The following is a 23,036-nucleotide window of genomic DNA, read 5'->3' as shown; positions in this document are numbered from 1 at the left end:
TTATCCGCTCCCCAGTTCTTCCAGTACCCGGACGGCATGATTGATCTCTTCGTTTTTCGTTTGGATTTGACCTGCCATACGTGCTTGCCAGACAGCGTGCAGGGCCCTGCGAAAGTCCGGTCCGGGCCGGTAGCCCAGCCTCCTAATATCTTTACCAGTAATGGATGGTTTATGTTCCTTGAGGAAACGAAAGGCATCCCTGAACCGCAGCCGGAGGCTTTCGTCGTCCAGCATCGCCAGCACGAGGGGATACGCCTCCCGCGGCATCTGCAGCGCGGTCCGGGCCAGTTCGAGAGCGGACGCCCTCGGCGCCGCGAAAATGCTCAGTGCTTCGCGCCAACAGTTCAGCGCCTGGAAGACCTTTTCGGTTTGCCGGGTTCCCAGCTTGTAGCGCTGGCAGATCTCCGAAACGGCCTGGGGGCTGCTCCAGTGGAGTATCGCCGTGAAATAGACGAGCCACAGCTCGGGCGGAGGCGGTATCTGCCAGTCGTTCAGGGTCCCGATGGCGCGAGGGATGCGGCCGATGACGGGCTGCACCTCCCAGTAGACGACGGACGGAAAGAGGTGCGGCCAGATGTTGGTCTGGGCAAACCGGCTCAAAATTCGGGGGGTGTGTTCGCGTCCGAGCATGCGCTTCAGCTCGGGCCAGAGGCGCTCGTCGGGCACGGTTTGCAGCACCCTGTCGTTGAGGGCCTCGCGAATAAGGGCCTGGGTCTGCCGTTCCAGGTTGAAGTGGTACCGCTGCTCATAGCGTATGGCGCGCAGGATCCTGACCGGGTCTTCGATAAAGCTCAAGTTGTGCAGGGCCCGGATGAGCCCGTTGCGGATATCCTCCAATCCGCCGAAGAAATCGACGACGTCGCCGAAGCCTTCCTCGTTGAGGACCACGGCAACAGCGTTGATGGTGAAGTCGCGCCTGTAAAGCTCATGGCGGAGGGGCGATTGCTCCGCCCCCGCACCGCCGACCCCGAATTCGCGGAAATCCTGCTGGGCCCTGGTAATGTCCAGGCGAGGGCCCCGCGGAAGATAGACAAGGGTCTTCCGGCCTTTCTCGGCCACCTTGGCCTTGCCGCCGAAATGCCGGGCCAGAGCGTTGGCCAGGGTGTCACAGTCGCAGCTCTCGATCACGAAGTCGAAGTCCCGGTTCGGACGGCCCAGGATGGCGTCGCGGATCATGCCTCCGGTAAGGTAGACCCTGCAGTTAAGAGTGTCTGCGACACGGCCCGCTTCGACAACGATTTTGAAAACGTCCTCGGACAGGTTCTTACGCAGGATGTCAGCCAGGTTGCGAGCCAGGATTTCGGCGCGCGGCGCCTGGTATAGCGTCTGGTAGCGGGGCTGGAACGACTTGTGCAGGGTTTTCAGCACGTCGGTACGGGAAACGATGCCCACGAGGACCCCCCCGTCGACGACGACGGGCAGCCGGCCGATGTTGTTTTCCACCATGATGGCTTGAATCTCGGTAACGGGGGTGTTGGGGGCGACCGTCAGGACGTTACGGGCCATAAAAGCCTTGACCGGGGCGTGGGCCAGCCCGTGGCGGACCGCTTTTTCTACGTCTCGCCGCGAAATCACGCCGACCAGGCTTCCTTCCTGAACGACGGGAAGGCCGGTATGCCCGTAGCGCAGCATAACCTGGTTGGCGTCCTCAATCCTGGTGTCGACCGGCACCGACTTAACCGGGCTGCTCATGATGTCGGCCGCCGTAAGCGGGGGCCGGACGTGGATTTTCAGGGTCTCGATCAATTCGGAGACAACGTTGTCCAGTTCCTGGAATTTGACGGTAGCCGAGGCGGCCGCCGGATGGCCGCCGCCGCCAAAGTGCTCCAGGACAGCCCGTACGTTGATCTCCTGAACCGACGACCGGCCTACGATGTGCACCCGGTCATCCATTTCTACGACGCAGAAAACGGCATCGGTGCGTTCGATCTCGCCGAGTTTATGGGTCAGCAAAGCCAGGCCGCTGATAAATTCGTTCACACGGGTTTGCGTGACGAGGACCTTGATGCCGTTGAACAGGTAACGCTGGGCCGAGAGGAGCAGGTCGCGCAGCAAGCCCTGCTGTTCTTCGCTGAGGGGCTTGCCCAGGTACTCGGCGACCACCGCCAGGTTGGCCCCGTGCTTGATCAGGAAGGCGACGGCCTCGGCGTCCCGCGAAGTGGTGCTGTTGAAGACCAGGCATCCCGTGTCTTCGTAAATGCCGAGGGCTAGGACCGTGGCCTCGAAGGGCGAGAGGGCTATCTGCCGCTCCTGGAGTTTTTCCACCAGGATGGTGGTGGCGGCGCCGAGCGGTTCGATGATCTCGACCGAACCGCGGATGTCGCCCTCCGCGCGGGGATGGTGGTCGTAGATGTGGACCTGCACGCCCGGTTTCCCGGCGAGGGCGCCGAGTTTCGCTATCCGGCCGGCGTTTTTTGTGTCGACAAGGACCAGCGTGCTGACCGTGTCAAGGTTAACCTCTTTGGGGGTTTTGAATTCGAGGATGTCGCGGTGCAGGGCGACAAACTCCTCTACGTTGAGGGCGAGCTTTCCCGGCAGCACAAGCTCGGCGTCGGGGTATAGCTTCCGGGCCGCAACCATGGCGGCAAGACCATCGAGGTCGGTGTTAACGTGTGTGGTGATTACGATCATTGCCATCCCGTTAATTAAAGAATTAGGATTGATCGTCCGGAGACGCCGCTGGTCAGTCTATTCCCGCGCGCAGCCGGGCCGGGACGACATCGTTGCGTACCAGGTCGCTGAGACTTTCCCGCCGCACGATGAGTTCCGCCGTCCCGTCCCTGACGAGGACCATCGCGGGCCGCGGCAGGCGGTTGTAATTGGAGGCCATCGAGTAGTTGTAAGCGCCGGTGCAGGTGACGGCGAGGATGTCCCCAGGCTGGATTTCCGGGACTTCAAGGTTCCAGATCAGCATATCGCCCGATTCGCAGCATTTTCCGGCGACCGATACCGTCATGCGGGTTTCCCGGGTCATCTTGTTGGCCGGGTAGGCCTCATAACGGGCCTGGTAGAGCGCGGGGCGTGGGTTGTCGACCATGCCGCCGTCGACGGAAACGTAAGTGCGCACGCCGGGGATTTCCTTTGTGACGCCGACGGTATACAGGGTAAGGCCGGGTGTCCCGGCGATCGAACGGCCGGGTTCGACGATCAGCCGGGGCAAGGGCAGGTCATGGTCGCGAACGGCCTGTCCGGCGGCCTCGATGATCGTCCGCGCCAGGTCGGCGACCCCGGGCGGCTCGTCCCCTTCGGCGTAGTAGATGCCGAGCCCGCCGCCGAGGTTGAGTTCCTCTAGGACGTAGCCTGTTTGGCGGCATACCTCCCCGGCGAACGCGAGCATGATCCGGGCGGCGTCGGCAAATGCCTGAAGCTCAAAAATCTGCGAACCGATGTGACAGTGAAAGCCGCGGAGCCGCAGGCTGGAAGCGTTCAGGATCTGCCTGGCGGCTTCCATGGCCTGGCCGTTAGCGATCACCAGGCCGAACTTGGAGTCAATCTGCCCGGTCTTGATGTATTCGTGGGTGTGGGCTTCCACCCCGGGCGTCAGGCGGAGCAGAACGTCCACCGTCTTCCCCGCTTCGGCGGCCAGGCCGTTTAAAAGGCCGATTTCCGTAAAGCTGTCGACGACGAACCTGTGCACTCCCGCCTCGATGCCCATCCTGATCTCCTGCGGGGACTTGTTGTTGCCGTGGAAGTAGACGCGTGACATAGGAAAGCCGGCCTGCTTGGCGGTGTACAACTCCCCGCCGGAAACCACGTCCAGGCTCAAGCCTTCCTCGGCGATGATCCGGCAGATCGCCGTAGTTAAAAGCGTCTTCCCCGCATAGGCCACGTCGGAGTCTACGGGGGCGAAGGCTTCCTTATAGGCGCGGCAGTTGTCGCGAAAACCCTTTTCGTCGATAACGTAGAGGGGTGTTCCGAAAGTGCGGGCAAGGTCGACGGCGTCGCAGCCCCCCACCTCCAAATGCCCCTTCTCGTTGACGCGCATGGTGCCGTGAAGACGCATAGTGGCAAGCCCTCCTAAATAATGCCTCCGGAGCCGGTGCGGTCTGAGGCCGGAACAAACCGGGGAAGGCCCTTTTTCCTTCGGCCCGTCCCAAAACGCGAGACTGTTCAAAAACAACCCAGCACTCAATACCCCTCTGAAAGTGAAAGTCTGCGCTCAGTCAACAGACTACCGTTCACCGCAACTTATTTCAGCAACGGATTGAGTGCTGGGCAGGCGTAGTTTTTTAACAGTCCCCGTTCTGACCTTGCGCTTCTATTTCATAAGTCCCACTCGGTCTAGACCTCGGGCAGGAGCTTCAACGAGCGCTCCAGGTCTTGCTCCGGCAGCGGGTAATCAATCAGTTCGCCGCTGAGGTAGGAATCATAAGCCGACAGGTCAAAATAGCCGTGTCCGCTCAGGTTGAACACAATTGTCCTGGCCTCCCCGGCTTCCCGGCAGGCCAGGGCCTCCTCTACCGCCGCCGCGATGGCATGCGAAGACTCGGGCGCGGGAACGATCCCCTCCGAGCGCGCAAAAAGCACTGCGGCTTCAAACACCCTGGTCTGGTTAATGGCGCGCGGTTCCACGTAACCGTCGGCCACCAGCTGGCAGAGTAAGGGCGAGTCTCCGTGGTAGCGCAGGCCGCCCGCGTGAATCCCCGGGGGCATGAAATTCGTCCCCAGGGTGTACATGTAGCAGAGCGGCGTGAGCCCGGCGACGTCGCCGAAATCGTAGGCCAGCTTGCCCCTCGTAAGGGTCGGGCAGGCCGTCGGCTCGACGGCGATAAACCTGGCGTCGGAAGCGCCGGTCAGTTTGTCCGCCATGAACGGGAAGGCGAAGCCGCCGAAGTTGCTGCCCCCGCCGCAGCACCCGATGAGGATGTCGGCTTTTTCCCCTGCCTTGGCCAGCTGGGCTTTAGCTTCCTGCCCGATAACCGTCTGGTGCAGAATGACGTGGTTAAGGACGCTGCCCAGGGAATACTTCGTGTCCTCACGGCACGCCGCGTCCTCCACGGCCTCGCTAATGGCGATGCCAAGGCTTCCCGGCGAATCGGGGTCGGCCTCCAGGACCTGGCGCCCGGCGTTGGTCCTGGTGCTGGGGCTGGGAATGACCTCGCTACCGAAGACCTGCATGAGCGATCTCCGGTACGGCTTCTGGTGATAGCTTACCTTAACCATGTAGACGGTGCATTCGAGACCGAAAAACTGGCAGGCCATCGAAAGCGCGCTGCCCCACTGCCCGGCGCCCGTTTCGGTGGCCAGGCGCTTGACGCCCTCACGCTTGTTGTAATAAGCCTGGGCCACGGCTGTATTAAGCTTGTGGCTGCCGGCCGGGCTTACGCCTTCGTATTTGAAGTAGATCCTGGCCGGAGTCTGCAGGGCTTTCTCCAGGCGCTTGGCCCTGATCAACGGCGTCGGCCGGTAAAGTTTTAATATCTCCCTGACCTCTTCGGGGATCTCTATCCAGCGCTCGGTCGAGACCTCCTGCTTGATGATCTCCATGGGAAAGATGGGCAGAAAATCCTGCGGTCCGGCCGGTTGTTTGGTTAATGGGTGCAAAGGGGGCTTGGGCAGCCGCGGCATGTCGGCCTGAATATTGTACCAGGATGTAGGCAGGTCTGCTTCGCTCAGGAAAATCTTGGTTTCTGACACTCTCGCTCAGCTCCTCTCAAATGTGTCAGGCTTTCCCGACACAAACTTACCACCATTTTACCCTTGGGCATGCGATCCTTGTCAAGTTGTTTTCAGCCTTTGGGACGGAAAACAAGGGCGGTAAAGTAACCCAGGACAATCGCCGCGGTGAAGCCGGCCGCCGCTGCCGAGAGACCTCCGGCGAACACGCCGGGAAGACCCCCGCGCTGGGCCCCCTCGATGGCGCCCCGGGCCAGGAGGTGCCCGAAACCGGTCAGAGGCACGGTAGCGCCTGCGCCGGCAAAGTCGACGAGCGGCTGGTAAAGCCCGAGGGCGGAGAGGAGGTCCCTGCCGTAACAAGACCGACCAGGACGTGGGCGGGGGGTCGCACGGTGACCGGTCAGGTCCATCATGAGCTGCCCGGCCGCGCACAAAAGCCCGCCGACGACAAACGCGTGCCGTAAAGCCCCAAAAAGGAAACGCCCAGCGACGAGGCCGTAAAACTCGAGTCCCCGAAGTCCCCTACAAAAACTTAGGAAATTCGCCCGGGCGAATTTCCTAAGAACATTCAGCGAGCCTTTTCATCCCGATCCTAACGTAGAGTGTTATCAAAATGCAAAAAGCAAAGAAGTCGGAGTGCGAGTGTTTACTATTCCACGTAGGCGATCTTCATATTGGCCTTGTAGTCGATGACCTTGCCGTCTTTTACGTCGGCAGTGAAATTCACGACTTCAACACCAGTGATGTTTCCAAGCTTTTTGGACGCTTCCGCCACCGCGCTTTGCACGGCGTCCGTCCAACTCTCGTTGGATTCGCCGATAAGCTCGGCAACCTTCACCTGCATCGATCATTTCCCCCTCGTTTTCAAGATATCGGGACAAAAATATTATGTGTGCGGGCCTTCTTTTTATACCCGGCAATCAACCGGATATAAAAAACGGGTTTAGGATTGCAGCCCAGGTGCTAAGAAGTATCTCTACTGGGCACGCGTGAATCTGGTCCGGTTGAGTGCTGGGCCAGCGTTTTAAGCTTCTTGATGGCTTCGCGTTCCAGGCGGGAAACCTGGACCTGAGAAAGTCCCAGGAAACGGGCGACCTCGGCTTGCGTGCGGTCCTCAAAGAAGCGCCACTGGATGATGCGGCGGTCACGTTCCGGGAGATGGGAAAGAAGCTCGTCCAGGGCGATGCGCTCGATCCACTTGCTCTCCCCTTCCGAGCGCTCCCTGACCTGGTCCATGACGTAGATAGCGTCGCCCTCTTCCTGGTGTAGCACCTCGTAGAGCGACGTAGGGGCGTGGGCCGCCTCCATGGCCGCCACCAGGTCTTCCCTGGGGACGCCGAGTTCTTCGGCGATCTCGTTGAGCGTCGCCTCGCGCCCCAGAGAATGCTGCAGGCGCTCCCTAACCTCCTGCACCTTCCACGCCAGCTCTTTCAACGAGCGGCTGATTCTTATGGGTGTGTCGTCGCGCAGGAAACGGCGGATTTCCCCGATGATCATGGGCACGGCATAAGTGGAAAACTTGACCTTGAAGGAAAGGTCGAACTTGTCAATGGCTTTGATCAGCCCGATGCAGCCGATCTGAAACAGGTCGTCCAGCTCGTAGCCCCGTCCTTCAAAACGGCGTATGACGTTGCACACGAGCTTGAGGTTGGCGTTGATCAGCGTCTCGCGGGCCAGCACGTTCCCGGCATGGGCCTCTTTGATAAGGCGGCGGGTCTCCTTGTCCTTGAGGAGGGGATGATTGGGAATGTTCAGGTCAATTCTCGCTCGCATAGTCTCCGCGCCGACCCAGCTGTTTGAACATGATCACCCGGGTTCCCTTCATCGGTTCCGAGAGAACGGCAACCTCGTCCATAAAGGATTGCATAAAGGAAAAACCCAGCCCCAGGCGTTCGGGAACTGATGAATAGCCGGAAAGCATGGCCTCCTTTACGTTCTCGATCCCCTTCCCCGTGTCTTCGACGATTACTTCCAGGCCTCGCGTGGTGAGGGACGCAACGATGCGCACCGTATTTTCGGGACGGCCCTCGTAGCCGTGAATGATGGCGTTCGACACCGCTTCGGAAATTGCGCCTTTGATATCGTCGATTTCCGAAACCGTGTAGTCGAGCTGTGAAGCAAAGGCAGCCACGGTCAGGCGGGCAAGCCCGACGTTGTCAGGGATACTCATGAACTCCATGCGCAGCTGGTTGATATACTTCATCCTGCTGATCCCCCTCACTGCAATCTGGAAAGCGCCTCGTCTTCAGACGGAAAGACTTCGCTGATGCGCAAAACGCCAGACAGCTCAAGCACACGCTGAACGGCGGGCCTGAGGCCCACGAAAGCCAGCTTCCCCCCCTGGACGGATACGCGCTTGTACCGGCCGAGGATTACACCCAGGCCTGAACTGTCGATAAACGATACACGGTCCAGGTTCAACACAAGGTGCCGGGCGCGGCTCCTGTCTAGGCTGGTTTCCAGTTCGGCCCTGAGGGCATCGGCAACCTTGATGTCTATCTCTCCCGCCAGGCGTACGACGAGGGCATTGCTCCGGACTTCCACTTCGGAATCCAAACCTTACACCCCTTCACAGAAACGTTTAACTACCATTTCGCCGTTACCCTCCAACATCCTGCTAAATATTACCAGCATAACAGACAAAAAGAAAGAGGCCGGACGGCCTCTTCATTCTTTCGTCTTTTTCTACCGCACGATGGTATTGCCCAGCTTACGCAGCTGTTCGACGATGGAAGCTTTGGGAACCTCGTTTTTGGTTACGATCCTGACGACCAGTAACTCCTCGCCTTTCTTGGCGACTGTATACCGTCCCACGGGCTCGCCTTTTTGCAGCGGCGCGGTCAGGACTTCGGGAATCTCAATCCTGGAGGAGATATCCTTGTCCTCCCCCCGCGGCACGACGACGGACACGTCACGTTCGGGAACGAGCTGCACAGCCTCGACGGTTCCTTTCTCAACGGGCACTGTCTTGATGACCTCGCCTTCCTTGGCGAAGCTCACGGCCTTAAAGCGGGCGAATCCCCAGTTATAGAGCTTTATGGACTCACGGAAGTGGGATTTCGGTTCGGGGGTGCCCAAAACGACGGCGATCAGGTTGAGACTTTCGCGTTCCACGGTAGAGGCGAGGCAATATTTGGCTTCGTTCGTCCACCCTGTTTTCCCGGCAATGGTACCCCTGTACCACCAGAGGAGCTTATTCGTGTTCCAGAGCTTGAAGCTTCCTCCCCGGAGGTCATACTCCTTGATCCTGGATATTTCGCGGAAGGTGCGGTTTTTAAGGGCCTCGCGCAGGATGACGGCCTGATCGTAAGCACAGGAGTAGTGCCCCTCGGCGGGCAGGCCGGTAACGTTGACGTAACATGTGTTTTTAAGGCCTAACTCCCGCACTTTTTCATTCATTTTTTCGACGAAGGCTTCTTCCGACCCGGCCAGGTATTCCGCCACCGCCACACAGGCGTCGTTGGCCGAACCCGTGGCGATGCTGATGAGCATTTCCCGGTAACTCAGTTCCTCCTGTGGCGCCAGGAAGATCTGCGAGCCCCCCATCCCGGCGGCGTTCTCGCTGGCCCGGATCATGTCCTCGAGCCGGACCTGACCGGCGTCAAGGGCCTCGCAAGCCAGCAGGAGAACCATTATTTTCGCTACGCTTGCAATGGGCAGCCTTTTGGTCGGTTCTTTAGCGAAGAGCACCTTGCCGGAGGAGTTCTCCATGAGGACGGCCGATTCAGCGGTCGTTTCCAAAACAGCCTTTGACGCGGCTTTCGATGAAGACGCCGTTTCGGCGAATGCCGGAGAAAAATTACAAAGAACCATGATGAGGGCGACAAACATGGCGATTAAGCGTCTGCGCATAAAGGACAATCCTCCTTGTGTTTGCTCTTTTTAGTATGTTACCGAGCGCGTCGGGCAATACCAGCTTGTTGTCTGGCAGTCCCGCAAGCCGGGTTTATGTGGCGGCTACTTGACGAGGGTGTGTAAAGCGCCTATAATAAGTAATGTCCTGCGGGGGAGTAGTTAAGTGGTATAACGGCGGTCTCCAAAACCGCGATTGTGGGTTCGATTCCTGCCTCCCCCGCCATAGCGCGAAGTCTGGACCCCGGGCTGTCACAGCCCGGGTTTTTGATTTTCGTTTCCGCATGCAAGGTATGCGGACGGGCGCGGAAAATATCCGCCGCCGCGGTTTGCGGTGTAAAAGAAAAAGTATTGACAGACAGGCTTCCGAAGTGGTAAATTTACCTCACTTATATGCGCAAAGGCTATGACCGAGGAAAGTAGGCTCACCAGGGTCCTCACAGGGAGGCGGCGCCGTTGACTGCAAGCGCTGCCAGGACGGGTGTTCCGAAGTTCCCTCGCGAGCCGCCGGCTGAAAAACGGAGTAGATGACATCCGTTTAAGTAGGCTAGGACGGGATCTTCCGCCGTTACAAGGAAGGGGGTATCGAAGCTCGCGAGTCTTCCGTGCCCTATTAATTAAGGGAGCTTTTCAGGCTAATTAGGGTGGTACCGCGGAAACCTTTCGTCCCTAAGCGGGATGAAAGGTTTTTTGTTTATGGCGGCTGGAGCCTATCGGACAAGTCTTATGCAAAGGGGTGGGATTTCTGTAAGGAGAAAAGGGATGACGGGACCCGGGTAAAAGCTTTTTTGCCAGAAAGTCAGAGAGGAGCGCAAGTACTATAATGAAGAAACGGTTTTATTCATTATGCTTAGCCTTCATAATGCTAGTCGCTTTAGTCGGCGGCTGTGCTAAAAGCCCGTCCGACAAGGCGCCGCAGCAGCAAGACAAAGAACCCTACAGGATCGGTGCCGTAGTTGATATCAGCGGCGGAGCGGCTTCCCTGGGCGAGCCCGAGAGAGACACGTTGAAGATGCTGGTTGACGATCTAAACGCCAAAGGAGGAATTAACGGACATCCGGTTGAGTTGACCATTCTTGACAACAAGTCTCTGGAGACCGAAGCGGTATTGGCCGCAAAGCGGCTCATCGATCAAAACAAGGTTTTGGCGGTCCTTGGGTGCAGTGCCAGCGGCACGTCCCTGGCAATGATCGACACCGTTCAGAAGGCTAATGTGCCGATGATTTCGATGGCGGCCTCGGCCAAAATCGTGGAGCCGGTCAAGGATCGGTATTGGGTCTTTAAAACGGCTCAAAGTGACATCGTCGTTGCCAATAAAATTGCCAAGTACCTTGCCGCCAAGGGAATCAAGGACGTTGCCTTTCTTTCGATGAACAACGCTTTTGGCGATTCCGGACGGGTTAATTTTGAAAAGGCGGCGCCGGCTAACGGGCTAAACATCGTCCTTGCGGAAAAGTTCGAGGCCACAGACAAGGATATGACGTCGCAACTGGCCAAAGTCAAGGCATCAAAGGCACAGGCCACGGTGGTATGGGCTATTCCGCCCTCGGCCGCAATCATTACCAAGAACTTCCGGGACCTTGGGCTTGATATGCCCTTGATTCAGACTCACGGGATAGGCAACAAGGCCTTCCTTGACCTCGCCGGGGACGCCGCAAACGGCGTTATTGCCCCGATGGGCAAGCTGGTTGTTGCCGAGCAGCTTCCGGACAGCGACCCGCAAAAGGCGGCGCTACTCGCATACATCAGCTCCTACGAGAAGAAGTTCAACGCACGGCCGAGCACATTCGGAGGCCATGCGCACGACGCTTTCAACCTAGCGGTAAAAGCCATCGGCGAAGCTGGCCCCGACCGGCAAAAGATCCGTGACGCCCTGGAACAGACAACGGGCTTTGTGGGCATTAGCGGCGTCTTCAACCTCTCTGCCCAGGATCACAACGGTTTAGGGGAAGACTCGATGGTAATGGTTGAAATCAAGGACGGACAGTGGAAGCTGCTCGAGTAAACAGAACAAGCGGAGACCAAGCAGTCTTCCTAAGGAGGCAGTCAGTCAGTTGGGTATCGAAAGCCAGTACATGCAATACCTTTTCTCAGGGCTTACCTTGGGAAGCATTTATGCCTTGATCGCCCTTGCCCTGGTGGTTACCTTTAACATCACCGGGATATTCAACTTGGCCATTGGTGAATTCCTGGCCGTCGGGGCCCTGTCCGCCGTCAGCCTCCGGGCCATTGGCCTCCCCGACGTCCTGGCCTTTGCGCTGGCTGTGCTCATAGCCGGTCTTTTGGCGGCTCTAATGGAACGGACGACGGTTTACCCCGCCAGAAAGGCATCGGTTCTTACCCTTATTATCATCACCATCGGCGTAGCTATCGCTTTGAGGGGTGCTGCCCTTTTAATCTGGGGTACGCACCCCTATCCCCTCCCCGCCTTTATCAACGTTCCCCCCTTAAACCTTTGGGGAGCGGTTATTGTTCCGCAGAGCCTGCTCATATTGCTGTTGGCCGTAACGGCCGTGGGACTCCTCTTTGCCTTCTTCGAATTAACGTATGTAGGTAAGGCTGTACGGGCTGCCATGATCAACCGTACCGCAGCCAGACTGGTCGGCATCTATCCCGAGCGGCTGTCGCTTTTGGCGTTTACCTTTAGCGGCGTCCTGGCTGCCCTGGCGGGTATCTTTATCACTCCCATCACAACCGCCACTTATGATATGGGGTTTATGCTGGGCCTTAAAGGTTTTGTGGCGGCGATCCTCGGCGGCGTTACAAACGTTACCGGCGCGATTGTCGGCGGCTTACTCCTAGGGATTGTTGAAGCCATCGCTATCGGAACGTTGTCATCGGGTCTCAAGGACGCCATCGCCATGATCGTAATGATTATTGTCCTTCTAACCCGTCCAACAGGAATCCTGGGTTCGGGAAGAAACAGCATCTAGGTTCAGGGGGATTGGTTCTTTGCCTGACAGACGACAACTGCTCCTTGTTGTTATAACGCTGGTTATACTGTGCTTGCCGCTGATCGTTCAGAACACGTATTTCCTTGGCATCCTCATCGTCATCGGTCTCTACGCCATCATCGCCGGGGGGCTGGGGGTACTTATGGGTTACGCCGGCCAGGTTTCTTTCGGCCAAGCGGCTTTTTACGGTCTTGGTGCCTACGCCGCGGGCATCCTTGCGACCCGTTACCATTGCCCGCCCCTGCTGTGTATCGCCATCGCCCCCCTTCTTCCCACGTTGATTGCGTTGCTTATCGGCCGGTCAATTCTTACGTTAAGGGAACATTACCTGGCCTTGGCTACTTTAGGTTTTGGCATCCTGACCTTTGCTTTCTTCAACGAGTTTACCGAACTGACCGGCGGTCCTTCCGGTCTTACAGGCATTCCCTACTTAAGTATCGGTTCGTTTGTTTTAGATACCGACCGGGAGTACTTTTACCTTGTCTGGCTCGCTTTCGGGCTTACCCTCCTGGGAATAGCGAACCTTACCAAATCTCCGGTGGGACGGGCGTTTAAGGCAATTCACTCCAGTGAGTTGGCTGCCGAAGCCTGCGGTATCAACTGTGCGTCCCTAAAGCTCCAGGCCTTTGGTTTAAGCGCGTTTCTCGCAGGTCTTGCCGGGAGCCTGTACGCTTTCTGGGTTACCTTTCTCGGTCCGTCGCCTTTTGGCTTTACGGCCTCGATGGAATTCGTCTTAATGGTAGTCGTCGGCGGGCTGGGAACTCTCTGGGGCCCGCTGCTGGGGGCTGTAATCATTGTGGGGTTGGCCGAATTCCTCAGGTGGGCCGTGCCTGTTGTCCTGCCCGCTGCGGGGGGTGAATTCGAGATTGTTTTCTTCGGTATCATCTTTGTCCTGATACTGCTCTTGCGGCCGCAAGGAATCCTCATCCCGGCCCTGAATCAAAAAGACCGTAACAGGAAGATGAGGGATCGACAATGCTCCGCGTAAAGGAACTAACCAAGCGATTTGGCGGGCTTCTCGCCGTGTTTGGCGTCAACTTTGAGGTAAACCCCGGCGAGATCCTGGCGCTTATCGGCCCGAACGGCGCGGGGAAAACCACGGTTTTTAATCTCGTAACCGGCGTTTTACAGCCGAACGGAGGAGAAATCCTTTTCGACGACAGGCGCTTAAACGGGCTCAAACCTTTTCAGATCGCGGCTTTGGGCATCAGGCGAACCTTTCAGAATCTGGAACTGTTTACGACACTGACCGTGGCCGAGAACGTAATGGTTGGTGCTTATCACACCTGCCGGGCAGGTTTCTGCAGGAGCCTTTTGCGTCGTCCCGGCGCAATGAAAGAGGACCAGAAGCTCTACGATAAGGCTCTGGCCTTACTTGCCCAGGTGGAGCTGGCCGATAAGGCCGACTGGCCGGCCGGCAGCCTTCCTTTTGGTCAGCAGCGCCTGCTGGAGATTGCCCGTGCTCTAGCCGGCGAACCCAAAGTCCTGCTTCTGGACGAGCCGGCCGCGGGCTTAAACCACGACGAGTCCCGCAGGTTGGCCCGCTTCCTGCGTTCTTTGGCTGACTCCGGCCTTGCCTTAGCACTGGTGGAACACGATATGGAAACCGTTATGGGTGTTGCGGACCGGATAGTCGTCCTGAATTTCGGCACCGTCATTGCAACCGGAACAGTAGCCGAAATTCAACAAAACCCGGAGGTCATTGCCGCCTATCTGGGGAAAGAGGTGGAGGCGTGCTGACCGCCCGTGCACTTACTGTCTATCGGGGCGCGATTCGGGCGCTTTCCGATGTGTCCTTCGAGGTTAAGTCCGGTGAGGTTTTGGTGATTCTGGGGGCTAACGGCGCGGGCAAGAGTACCCTGCTCGGGTCGATCGCGGGCCTGTATCCTCCGGCAGACGGGGAAATCATCTTTGACGGCCGGATGCTCAACGGCCTTGCTCCCGAGGTTGTCGTCAGGCTCGGCATCAGCCTTGTGCCGGAGAATAGAGAGCTTTTCCCTTCATTGAGCGTACGGGACAATTTGTTACTCGGCGCTTACCATCGCTATCGCCTGGACAAAAACAACCTCGACCGGGACCTGTCAGCGGTGTTACATCTTTTTCCGGGGCTCCAGGAAAAAGTCAATCTGCCCGCGTCAACGCTGAGCGGGGGGTTACAGCAGATGGTAGCCATTGGTCGAGCTCTAATGGCTAAGCCCCGGCTTTTGCTCATGGACGAACCTTCGATAGGCCTCGCTCCCCTGGTTGTCCGGGAAATAATGGCGACAGTGCGCAGTTTGAAAGACGACGGGCACACTATCGTCCTTGTCGAGCAAAACGCCCGTGCCGCCCTGCCGATTGCCGACCGCGTAATGGTATTGGAACAGGGGCGGATTACGTTTTGCGGTGAGCCGGGCGAACTTGCCCGTAGCGGCAGTCTGCAACATGCCTATCTAGGAGGCCGTCATCCCTAAAAGGTTCCAAGAAACGTCGGGATTCCCGGTTCCTGTCATCATAAAGGGGGACAGGCGTTCGCCTCTGATGGCTACGCCTCTCCCCCTTATCTTCTGCCTTATGCCCTTGGCTTTATTTCTCGTCGGCAGCCCTTTCCTCCTGGGCCTTTCTGATGATATCGTCGGCCAGCCTGCCGGGCACTTCCTCGTAGGATGCGAACTGCATCGAGAAGGAAGCCCGGCCCTGGGTGATCGCCTTCAGGTCAATCGCGTACCGGGTCAGCTCGGCCAGCGGAACGTGCGCCTTGATACGGGTCTGCTTGCCTTCCGGCGTCATGCCCAGCACGCGCCCGCGCTTGGCGTTCAGGTCACTGATGATGTCGCCCATGAAGACGTCTGGCACCGTAACTTCGACCTCCATGATCGGCTCCAGCAGCACGGGCTTGGCCTGCTGCATCCCCTTTTTGAAGGCCAGCGACGCGGCGATCTTAAAGGCCATTTCCGAAGAGTCAACAGGGTGATAGGAACCGTCGTAAAGGACGGCCTTAATTCCGGTTACAGGATAGCCCGCCAGCACGCCTTCGGTTATCGCTTCGCGCAAGCCCTTTTCAACGGCGGGGATGTAGTTGTTGGGCACCGAACCGCCGAAAATCTCCTCGGCAAAGACAAAATCCTCGCCGGGAAGCGGCTCAAAACGGATCCAGACGTGACCGTACTGCCCGCGCCCGCCGGACTGTTTCTTGTGCTTGCCTTCGACCTGGACCGTAGCGCGGATCGTTTCGCGGTAGGGAACCTTTGGCGGGGACAGGACGACGTCAAGCCCGTACTTGCGCTTGAAGCGTTCCACGATGATATCGAGCTGGGTGTCGCCCATGCCGGTGAGCACGGTCTGTTTGGTTTCGGTGTTCTTGGTGACGCGGATGGTTGGTTCTTCTTCCTGGAGCCGGGCCAGCGCGGTTGAAAGCTTATCCTCGTCGCCCTGGCTCTTGGGCGCGATAGCCACGCTGAGAGCGGGTTCGGGGAAGTCGATGCCGGGCAGTTTCACCGGGTTTTCCTTAGTGCAGAGGGTGTCGCCCGTCGTGGTCTCGGCCAGTTTGACCAGGACCACGATATCCCCCGCCGGGGCCTTTTCCGCCGGCACCTGCGTTTTGCCGCGGGTATAAAGCACCTGGCCGATCTTTTCGGCTTTCTCCTTGCTGGCGTTGTATACCGTGCTGTCGCTCTTAAGCTCCCCGCTGTACACGCGCACGAAGTTCATCCGCCCTACGAACGGGTCGGCGAGGGTCTTGAAGACTAAAGCCGCCAGCGGCTCGTTGACGTCGGCCTCCGGAGCCGGGCAGTATTTGACGATGCTGTCGAGGAGCAGGTCCATCCCCATGTTCTTGGTCGCCGAGCCGCAGAGGACGGGTACGAACTTGCCGGCGGCAAGACCCTGCTTTAAGCCCGTTTCAATTTCTTCGGGGGTCAGCGGCTCGCCTTCGAGAAACTTCTCGATCAAGGCGTCATCCGCCTCGGCGGCCGCCTCGGAAAGCTGCTCCTTAGATTCCGTCACGCTGTCGCCCAGTTCGGCGGGAACAGGAACTTCTTTGGCCTTACCGTCCGTGTATGCGAACGCCTTTCCCTTAATCAGATCCACAACGCCCTGGAAGGTTTCGGCCATGCCGATCGGGACCTGGAAAGGCACGAAGTTGGCCTCAAACTTCTCCTTGAGCTGGTTTAAAACCTTGTCGAAGCTGGCGTTTTCGCGGTCGCATTTATTGATGAAGACGACCTTCGGCAAACCGGTCTCCGAAGCGAAGTCCCAAAACACTTCGGTCATTACCTGTACGCCGTCGACGGCGCTGACGACGAACAGGGCCGCGTCCGCGACGCGGAGCGCCCCTTTGACTTCGCCGACGAAATCGGTAAACCCGGGGGTATCCAGGGCAGTGATCTTGCAACCCTTCCATTCGACCGGCACGATACTGGTATGAATAGTCATCCCCCGCTTGGCTTCCTCGGGGTGGTAATCGCTTGTGGTCGTACCGTCTTCGACGCGCCCCAGGCGGGAAATGACGCCGGTATTAAAGAGCATCGCTTCGACCAGCGAGGTCTTGCCCGCTCCCCCGTGGCCTACCACGGCCAAGTTGCGAATTTGGCTGGCCTCGTAGTTCTTCAAGGTGTAGCCTCCTTATCTATTAATAAAAATGGTATCCTTGGAAATTACCTTCTATACTTTAGCCCCCCAAAGGCCAACAGTTATCATTCTACGCATGCAGCGAAATTCCTGCGGTAGACTGAACAATTTGGCTGACGGCTCTCCACATAGGCTTGGCCACTCCCACATAAGTATCTATTGCCATTACATTTGACGGAGATAACCATGGCCAAACAATCCCTGGCTTACGGCACCTTCATTCTCACCATGGCCAGCCTTTTGAACAGGGTCCTCGGCTTTGTATACCAGATCGTCCTGGTCAGGCTGATCCATGCCGAGGGCATCGGCCTCTTCAGCATGGTCTATCCCGTATACATCATGCTGCTCGTGCTGGCGAGCGCCGGGATACCGGTGGCGATTGCCAAGCTGGTCGCCGAGGAAATGGCCCGGAAGGGGCCGACAGGCGCCTACCGCATCTTCCGCATCGGCTTGAGCTTTATCGTCTTCTTCGCCGTTTTGACCACGTCCGCGCTGGTATTGGGCGGAGACGGCCTGCTTCAACGGCTCTTTGCCAACCCCGACGTGCGCATGGCCTTTACGGTTTTAATCCCGGGCATCTTGATCGTCTCGGTTTGCTCGGCCTTTCGCGGGTTTTTCCAGGGTCTGCAGCAAATGAGTCCCACGGCCCTCAGCCAGATCCTCGAACAGTGCGTGCGCGTAGCCGTCGGCCTGGGGCTGGCCTACTGGCTGCTCCCGTACGGGGTGGCCTATGCCACGGCGGGCGCGTCAGCGGGTATCGTGGCGGGCGAGGCCGTCGGGTTCGCCAGCATGCTGGCGATCTATGCCCGTAAACGGCCCCGCGTCCCGCGCGTCGGACACCGGAACGGCGAAAGGCTTCTCACTGCCAGCCGCCGCATCTTTTCGCTGGCCGTCCCCGTCACCCTTACCCGGTTTGTTTCCTCGGGCCTGATGTCGCTTGACGCTGTATTGATCCCCAGGCGGCTGGTGGTTGCAGGCCTGAGTACCCTTGAAGCCACTGCGGTGTACGGCAAGCTGGTGGGCATGGCGGAGACGCTGCTTTTTACCCCCGGCATCCTGACTATATCGCTGTCCACCGCCCTGGTTCCCGCGGTAGCCGAGGCCCGCGCGCAGGGAAACAGGCGCCTGATGTCCCAGCGGGTGAACAACGCCCTCAAGCTGACAGTCCTTACGGGTGTGCCCAGCGCGGTGATCTTCCTGCTGGTGCCGTCCCAGCTCTGCTCAATCCTGTACGGATATCCCGACGCCGGCCGGATCCTGGGCGCGCTGGCCCTCGGCGGGCCTTTCCTGTACATCGTCCAGACCACGACCGGAATCCTCCAGGGGTTGGGGAAGGCGGTTGAGCCTTTTAAGAATTTGCTTTTCGCCTCAGCGCTCAAACTGACGGGGATTTACTACCTGACCGGGCTGCCGGAAATGGGCATAATAGGTACGTCCCTTGCCCTGGTGAGCCATTTCGTCCTTATGGCCGTCCTGAATACCCGGGACGTCGTGAGGATTACAGGGGTCAAAATCAATTATTCGAATACCGTGCTTAAACCGCTCTTTGCCGGCCTGGTTATGGCCGTCGCCATGGCGCTGGTCCTGGAGAACGGGGGACCGGGGGCTGCGGCGGCCGCAGCCGCCATGGCCGTAGGCTTGTCGGCGTACTTTTTGGTGGCCGTAATCACCGGGGCTATAGAAAGGTCACACATAGAGCGCGCGGTTCAACTCCTGATTCAGGCATCCCAACCGATCCGGCGCTTCAGCCGTTGAGCAGGGCGGCGTCGGGGAAGAGCCAATCCTTCAGGGCTTCCAACGACTTATAGTCGGTCATGTCCACGTTGATCGGCGTGATCGAGATATACCCGTCCCTCACGGCGGCGATGTCGGTTCCGGGATCGGAGTGAACGCTCATCGGCTTCCCGGCCATCCAGAAGTACTCCCTCCCCCTCGGGTCGGTTCTCCTGTCGATGGCGTTGATGTAGACAAGGCTGCCCAGCTTGGTCAGCATGCTCCCCTTGGGTACACCGGGAGGGACGTTGATGTTAAGCAGAGTTCCCCTGGAAATCCCGCGCTGCAGGACAACGGGCAGCAGCTGCCTGGTATAGGCCGCGGCGCAGGTGAAATCCTGATCCTGATGCGTGGCCAGGGATACGGCGATCGCCGGCACCCCGTTGATTACACCCTCCAGGGCGGACGCCACCGTCCCGGAGTAAAGGACGTCGGTGCCGAGGTTCGGTCCCAGGTTGATGCCCGCGACCACGATGTCGGGCTCGCGAGGCACCAGGGACTCCAGTCCCAGCTTAACGCAGTCCGCCGGCGTTCCGTCGACGACCCACCCTTTGGATACGGGATTGTCAAACGACGTCTCCCTGACGCGCAGCGGGCGGTGCATGGTGATGGCGTGCCCCACGGCGCTGCGCTCCCTGTCGGGGGCGATAACATAGATTTCTTCGGCGATTGGTTCCAGAGCCTGGCGGAGAACGCTGAGCCCCCGCGCAAAAATGCCGTCGTCGTTCGTTAACAGGATCTTCATCAATGTCTCCTAAATCTAAGCGTTATAAATCGCGATCGTCATGCTGCCGTCCTTTTCCTGCGTAAGGCCAAAGATCAGGCCCCTATTCTTGAGGGCCTTGTTCAGGAAGTCCACGACCCTGTACATCTCATCGTATGCGGCAAAAGACTGGTTGGCTATCATTTCCAGCCTGCTCCTGCCGGACTGTTGCTTCGTCATTGTCGATCCTCCTGATAAGGAAGTCGGACGCCGGAAGTCAGAAGTTGGACTTGATGAAATCCGCCTCTCTAGCTGCCTTTGATGAGGGCGAAAGCCTCCATCCGGGTTTTGGCGTTGGATTCAAAGATCCCCCTGACGGCGGAGGTTACGGTCTTGGCGCCGGGTTTGTTGATCCCGCGCATGGTCATGCACATGTGCTCGGCCTCGATCACCACAAGGACGCCGTGAGGCTCGAGCTTGCGCATAATCGCGTCGGCCACCTGGGCGGTCAGCCGTTCCTGGAGCTGCGGGCGGCGGGCGAAGCCCTCGACGACCCGGGCCAGCTTCGAGAGCCCCGTGATCAAGCCGCGCCGGGGAATGTAAGCCACGTGGGCCTTGCCGAAAAACGGCAGCAGGTGGTGCTCGCAAAAGGAGAAGAGCGGGATGTCCTTGACCAGGACCAGTTCCTCGTGGTCTTCGGTAAAGAAACGCTCGAGCTCGTCTTCGGGGTTCCGGGGCAGCCCGGCAAAGACTTCCTGGTACATGCGTGCCACGCGGCGCGGGGTGTCGCGCAGCCCCTCCCTGCCGGGGTCCTCGCCGATGGCCTCCAGGATCATCTTCACAGCCCGCTCAATCTTCTCTAAATCCAACAGGTTGCCTCCTCCGACTACAATATATCCATCACCGGATGTATTTGGGGAATGATCCTGACGTCGTTCAGGTATGCGGCGGCCATTTCCTGCAAGCCCAGCACGTCCGTACCGTCGTAAGGGGTAACCGGCTGGATGACCAGCGGCACGTCCCGGGAGATCGATGCCACGACTCGTAAGGCTTCCGTAAACTCTTCGCGGTGTGTCGCCCTGCAGACGACCATCTTGACGAAAACCCTCGTCCGGCAGGCCGCGCGTAAAAAACCCCGGTGAATTTCGCCGCGCCAGGCCTCGCCGGTGGCGCTCGGCAGCTTGAAATCCATAGCAATAATATCTATTAGTTCGACAAGGCTTGTCAACGCTTCGGTGAGGGTGCCGTTGGTCTCCAGGTAGGAACGGAAACCCATGGCCCGCAGCGCGGGGACGAGCTTTTCGAGGAATCCCGGGTAGAGCAAGGGCTCGCCGCCGGTCAGGCTCACGGCGTGATAAATCTCCCTGGGCAAGGATGCCAGGCGGGAAAGGATATCGTCCACGGTCGCGGGGTTGGCATGCATCGTAAAACGCCTGCTTCCGGGAGGGTTTTCAACCCGGTACGCGGACGGTACGTCCTTCGGAGTGTCACAGTAGCGGCAATGCAGGTTGCAGCCGCCAAAACGTACGAAAAGATGGCGATAGCCGACATAAGGCCCCTCGCCCTGGATGGAGGTAAAGATTTCGCGCAGCGGGGCCTCCAACCTACCGTACCCCCCGGACCTTGCAGCGGGCCATTCTAACGCTTGCCATTTCTCGGGCGTAGGCCGCGCAGACCTGTTCGGCCAAAAGGGGCGTATCGCTGTCCGGCCAGCCCAGCTCAGGAAGGCCTATGGCCGGCACGGGCACGCCCTCGGTATCAATGTTCAGGCCGGTGTGGATCATCGTGCTCACCGGGGTGACGGTGGCTATCGAAACCGACAGCTTGCGGTTCCGCACGTACAGGTCGTCGCCCATCCGCTCCAGGCCGGTCGCTCCTCTCCCCCCGACGATATCCTTGATGATGGCGATGAGGAGACGCTGGCAAAGGATGGTCCTGTCCAGGTCGTTGGTGAAGTGCTCGACGATAAAATGCAGCATGCGAGGGCTGTATATCGGGGCGTTGTCAAGGTAGTCGCGGACGTCGACGAGAGACGGCAGGTCCACGTTGCAGGCGCCGGTGAAGGCCACGATGCTGTCCCCCTGGACGTTGAAATTTCGCAAGGCCCAGAGCGAAGCAAGCTGGCTTCCGTCGTAGTCCACTTCGCGGGAAACAACAAGGGTTTTGATCAAGGTTCCATCCCCTCCTCCGCCATAGCCCGGTGCAAGCGGCGGCAGCTCTCGCACTTCCCGCACGGCCGCCCGCCGGAGCGGTAACAGCTCCAGATGTAGTGCCACGGCACGTCCAAGCGCTTGCCCAGCGCCACGATTTCCGTCTTGTCCAAGCGCTGGGTGTAACACACGACCTGTACTCCGGCCAGCGTGGAAAACCGCAGCGCTTCGTTGGCGGTAGCCACGAAGTCCGTGGAATTGTCCGGAAAGGTTGCAGCCTCTTCTCTATTGAACCCGACCACGATGCGCTGGCACTGCAGGGCTTCGGCGAAGCAGGCCGCGACGTTGATGAGCAAGCCGTTACGGTTCGGTACCCAGACGGCCCGCGCTGTTTTTTCGGCGGCCTCCGGATCGTCGAGTTCACCGAGGGATGGTTCGGGTATCTGAGCCGGGCTGAACAGGGCCGAACTGGAAATGGCTTGCAAAAAGGGCAATTCGACGACCCGGTGCTCCAGGCCGTAATAGCCGGCAACAGCCCTTGCCGCCGTGATTTCACTTGCCGCCGCCGCCTGCCCGTAATCGGCGGTCAGGCAAAGCCGGATATCGAGCGTATTCCTGGCGTAGGCCAGATTAACCACCGAATCGAGACCGCCGGAGAGCAGCACGATCCCTCTCATTCGGCGACCTCCCTGTAGGCCACCGCGGACGTCGGCGATTCCCAGACTTTAACGAGGCTGACGGCTACCCCCGGGACGGTCCCGGCGACCCGCCGGCTTACCTCCCTGAAGATGCACCGGGCGATGTTTTCGGCCGTCGGCAGCCTGTCGGGAGCGTTGCCGTCAAACCAGGACATTTCGTTTAACAGGCGGTGGTCGAGCTGCTCGACAACCTCGTTGACGTGGGTCTTGAGGACGCCGAAATCAATCACCATTCCCGACCGGTCGATCTGGCCGCCCGTAACCGTAACCTCGACGGACCACGTGTGCCCGTGAAGGTTGCGGCACTTGCAGGGATGTTCGGGCAGCCTGTGGGCTGCGGCGAATGAGGACAGGACCGTGAGCTCGAAAATCGTAGCCATTCCGTCCCCTCCATATGTGGTGGTAGTAGTATAACCACGCCCCCGTGGCGTGGAAGGCTTTCGAAAAACCGCGCCTTCTTTCCTCCGGCGAACCCCGATACCCGGAACATATTCTCCAGTCCACCGCGAAAACTCCTGCAGACACAAAAAGAGTCTCAGTAAGAGAGACTCTTTTTATGGCACTAGGCACTAGGCACTATGCATTAAGCGTCAGGTAGCAGGACATCGTTGACAGTTTTTATCAATAACATCGTTAACATGTTTAGCATTAGCTCGATAATAGCCCTTGCTGTTCGGGTCTG

23 protein-coding genes, 1 tRNA gene and 1 other annotated feature are annotated in these 23,036 nt (G+C 58.8%); of the genes, 7 read left to right on the top strand and 17 right to left on the bottom strand.

Features of this window, described 5'->3' with window-relative positions; all coding sequences use genetic code 11:
- The 9 genes from ACUM6F_RS09455 to ACUM6F_RS09415 form a co-directional block, all read right to left on the bottom strand.
- Positions 1 to 2,637, bottom strand: a complete 2,637-nt coding sequence (locus ACUM6F_RS09455) for a CBS domain-containing protein (RefSeq protein WP_445349061.1) — start codon at positions 2,635 to 2,637, stop codon at positions 1 to 3.
- Between the two features lie 46 nt (positions 2,638 to 2,683).
- A complete protein-coding gene (gene lysA, locus ACUM6F_RS09450; RefSeq protein WP_445349060.1) occupies positions 2,684 to 4,003 on the bottom strand; it encodes a diaminopimelate decarboxylase in 1,320 nt (439 codons plus the stop codon).
- A gap of 278 nt (positions 4,004 to 4,281) precedes the next feature.
- Entirely contained in the window at positions 4,282 to 5,637 is a 1,356-nt protein-coding gene (locus tag ACUM6F_RS09445; protein ID WP_445349059.1) for a TrpB-like pyridoxal phosphate-dependent enzyme, read from the bottom strand.
- 92 nt (positions 5,638 to 5,729) lie between these two features.
- On the bottom strand, positions 5,730 to 6,188 hold the full coding sequence (locus ACUM6F_RS09440) for a SpoVA/SpoVAEb family sporulation membrane protein (RefSeq protein ID WP_445349076.1): 459 nt from the start codon (positions 6,186 to 6,188) through the stop codon (positions 5,730 to 5,732).
- A 77-nt stretch (positions 6,189 to 6,265) separates the two neighbouring features.
- Positions 6,266 to 6,460: a dodecin family protein gene (locus ACUM6F_RS09435; protein WP_425621714.1), complete on the bottom strand. Its 195-nt coding sequence runs from the start codon at positions 6,458 to 6,460 to the stop codon at positions 6,266 to 6,268.
- 119 nt (positions 6,461 to 6,579) lie between these two features.
- A complete protein-coding gene (sigF, locus tag ACUM6F_RS09430; RefSeq protein ID WP_425621713.1) occupies positions 6,580 to 7,389 on the bottom strand; it encodes an RNA polymerase sporulation sigma factor SigF in 810 nt (269 codons plus the stop codon).
- A complete protein-coding gene (gene spoIIAB / locus ACUM6F_RS09425; RefSeq protein WP_425621712.1) occupies positions 7,373 to 7,819 on the bottom strand; it encodes an anti-sigma F factor in 447 nt (148 codons plus the stop codon). Before spoIIAB ends, sigF begins: the two co-directional genes overlap by 17 nt.
- Before the next feature lie 14 nt (positions 7,820 to 7,833).
- Positions 7,834 to 8,172, bottom strand: a complete 339-nt coding sequence (gene spoIIAA / locus ACUM6F_RS09420; RefSeq protein WP_425621711.1) for an anti-sigma F factor antagonist — start codon at positions 8,170 to 8,172, stop codon at positions 7,834 to 7,836.
- Between the two features lie 129 nt (positions 8,173 to 8,301).
- Positions 8,302 to 9,468, bottom strand: coding sequence for a D-alanyl-D-alanine carboxypeptidase family protein (locus ACUM6F_RS09415; protein WP_445349058.1), 1,167 nt, complete (start codon positions 9,466 to 9,468; stop codon positions 8,302 to 8,304).
- A 152-nt stretch (positions 9,469 to 9,620) separates the two neighbouring features.
- Between ACUM6F_RS09415 and ACUM6F_RS09410 the strand changes: the two genes are divergently transcribed.
- The 6 genes from ACUM6F_RS09410 (at position 9,621) to ACUM6F_RS09385 (ending at position 14,875) form a co-directional block, all read left to right on the top strand.
- Positions 9,621 to 9,694: transfer RNA gene (locus ACUM6F_RS09410), tRNA-Trp, on the top strand.
- A 171-nt stretch (positions 9,695 to 9,865) separates the two neighbouring features.
- Positions 9,866 to 10,142: a binding site (T-box leader), on the top strand.
- A gap of 188 nt (positions 10,143 to 10,330) precedes the next feature.
- Positions 10,331 to 11,473: an ABC transporter substrate-binding protein gene (locus ACUM6F_RS09405; RefSeq protein WP_445349057.1), complete on the top strand. Its 1,143-nt coding sequence runs from the start codon at positions 10,331 to 10,333 to the stop codon at positions 11,471 to 11,473.
- 49 nt (positions 11,474 to 11,522) lie between these two features.
- Positions 11,523 to 12,401 (top strand): branched-chain amino acid ABC transporter permease, encoded by an 879-nt coding sequence (locus ACUM6F_RS09400; RefSeq protein ID WP_425621708.1) that lies wholly within the window; start codon positions 11,523 to 11,525, stop codon positions 12,399 to 12,401.
- A gap of 19 nt (positions 12,402 to 12,420) precedes the next feature.
- Positions 12,421 to 13,410: a branched-chain amino acid ABC transporter permease gene (locus tag ACUM6F_RS09395; RefSeq protein WP_445349056.1), complete on the top strand. Its 990-nt coding sequence runs from the start codon at positions 12,421 to 12,423 to the stop codon at positions 13,408 to 13,410.
- Positions 13,398 to 14,162, top strand: a complete 765-nt coding sequence (locus ACUM6F_RS09390; protein ID WP_445349055.1) for an ABC transporter ATP-binding protein — start codon at positions 13,398 to 13,400, stop codon at positions 14,160 to 14,162. Before ACUM6F_RS09395 ends, ACUM6F_RS09390 begins: the two co-directional genes overlap by 13 nt.
- A complete protein-coding gene (locus ACUM6F_RS09385) occupies positions 14,156 to 14,875 on the top strand; it encodes an ABC transporter ATP-binding protein (protein WP_445349054.1) in 720 nt (239 codons plus the stop codon). The genes ACUM6F_RS09390 and ACUM6F_RS09385 overlap by 7 nt, the downstream gene beginning before the upstream one ends.
- A gap of 112 nt (positions 14,876 to 14,987) precedes the next feature.
- Here ACUM6F_RS09385 and fusA read toward each other — a convergent pair whose 3' ends face one another.
- Positions 14,988 to 17,012, bottom strand: a complete 2,025-nt coding sequence (gene fusA, locus ACUM6F_RS09380) for an elongation factor G (RefSeq protein ID WP_445349053.1) — start codon at positions 17,010 to 17,012, stop codon at positions 14,988 to 14,990.
- A gap of 204 nt (positions 17,013 to 17,216) precedes the next feature.
- Between fusA and spoVB the strand changes: the two genes are divergently transcribed.
- Positions 17,217 to 18,785 carry a stage V sporulation protein B gene (gene spoVB / locus ACUM6F_RS09375; RefSeq protein WP_425621703.1) on the top strand — a complete coding sequence of 523 codons (1,569 nt, stop codon included), beginning with the start codon at positions 17,217 to 17,219 and terminating at the stop codon, positions 18,783 to 18,785.
- Here the strand turns inward: spoVB and surE are convergent.
- The 7 genes from surE to queD form a co-directional block, all read right to left on the bottom strand.
- A complete protein-coding gene (surE, locus tag ACUM6F_RS09370; RefSeq protein ID WP_425621702.1) occupies positions 18,775 to 19,548 on the bottom strand; it encodes a 5'/3'-nucleotidase SurE in 774 nt (257 codons plus the stop codon). The two genes, spoVB and surE, sit on opposite strands and share 11 nt — an antisense overlap.
- A 15-nt stretch (positions 19,549 to 19,563) precedes the next feature.
- Positions 19,564 to 19,746: a YpmA family protein gene (locus ACUM6F_RS09365; RefSeq protein ID WP_425621701.1), complete on the bottom strand. Its 183-nt coding sequence runs from the start codon at positions 19,744 to 19,746 to the stop codon at positions 19,564 to 19,566.
- A gap of 68 nt (positions 19,747 to 19,814) precedes the next feature.
- Complete coding sequence (folE, locus tag ACUM6F_RS09360) at positions 19,815 to 20,378, bottom strand: GTP cyclohydrolase I FolE (protein ID WP_425622122.1); 564 nt, start codon at positions 20,376 to 20,378, stop codon at positions 19,815 to 19,817.
- 14 nt (positions 20,379 to 20,392) lie between these two features.
- Positions 20,393 to 21,109, bottom strand: coding sequence for a 7-carboxy-7-deazaguanine synthase QueE (locus ACUM6F_RS09355; RefSeq protein ID WP_425621700.1), 717 nt, complete (start codon positions 21,107 to 21,109; stop codon positions 20,393 to 20,395).
- A 1-nt stretch (position 21,110) separates the two neighbouring features.
- Positions 21,111 to 21,677, bottom strand: a complete 567-nt coding sequence (locus tag ACUM6F_RS09350; RefSeq protein ID WP_425621699.1) for a DUF366 family protein — start codon at positions 21,675 to 21,677, stop codon at positions 21,111 to 21,113.
- Positions 21,674 to 22,333 carry a 7-cyano-7-deazaguanine synthase QueC gene (queC, locus tag ACUM6F_RS09345; protein ID WP_425621698.1) on the bottom strand — a complete coding sequence of 220 codons (660 nt, stop codon included), beginning with the start codon at positions 22,331 to 22,333 and terminating at the stop codon, positions 21,674 to 21,676. Before queC ends, ACUM6F_RS09350 begins: the two co-directional genes overlap by 4 nt.
- Entirely contained in the window at positions 22,330 to 22,734 is a 405-nt protein-coding gene (gene queD / locus ACUM6F_RS09340) for a 6-carboxytetrahydropterin synthase QueD (RefSeq protein ID WP_425621697.1), read from the bottom strand. The genes queC and queD overlap by 4 nt, the downstream gene beginning before the upstream one ends.
- Between the last annotated feature and the right edge of the window lie 302 nt (positions 22,735 to 23,036).

The sequence above is a fragment of the Desulforudis sp. DRI-14 genome (assembly GCF_052618305.1).
Note: the sequence above shows the minus strand (reverse complement) of the source record. Positions and strands in the feature narration are given on the sequence as shown.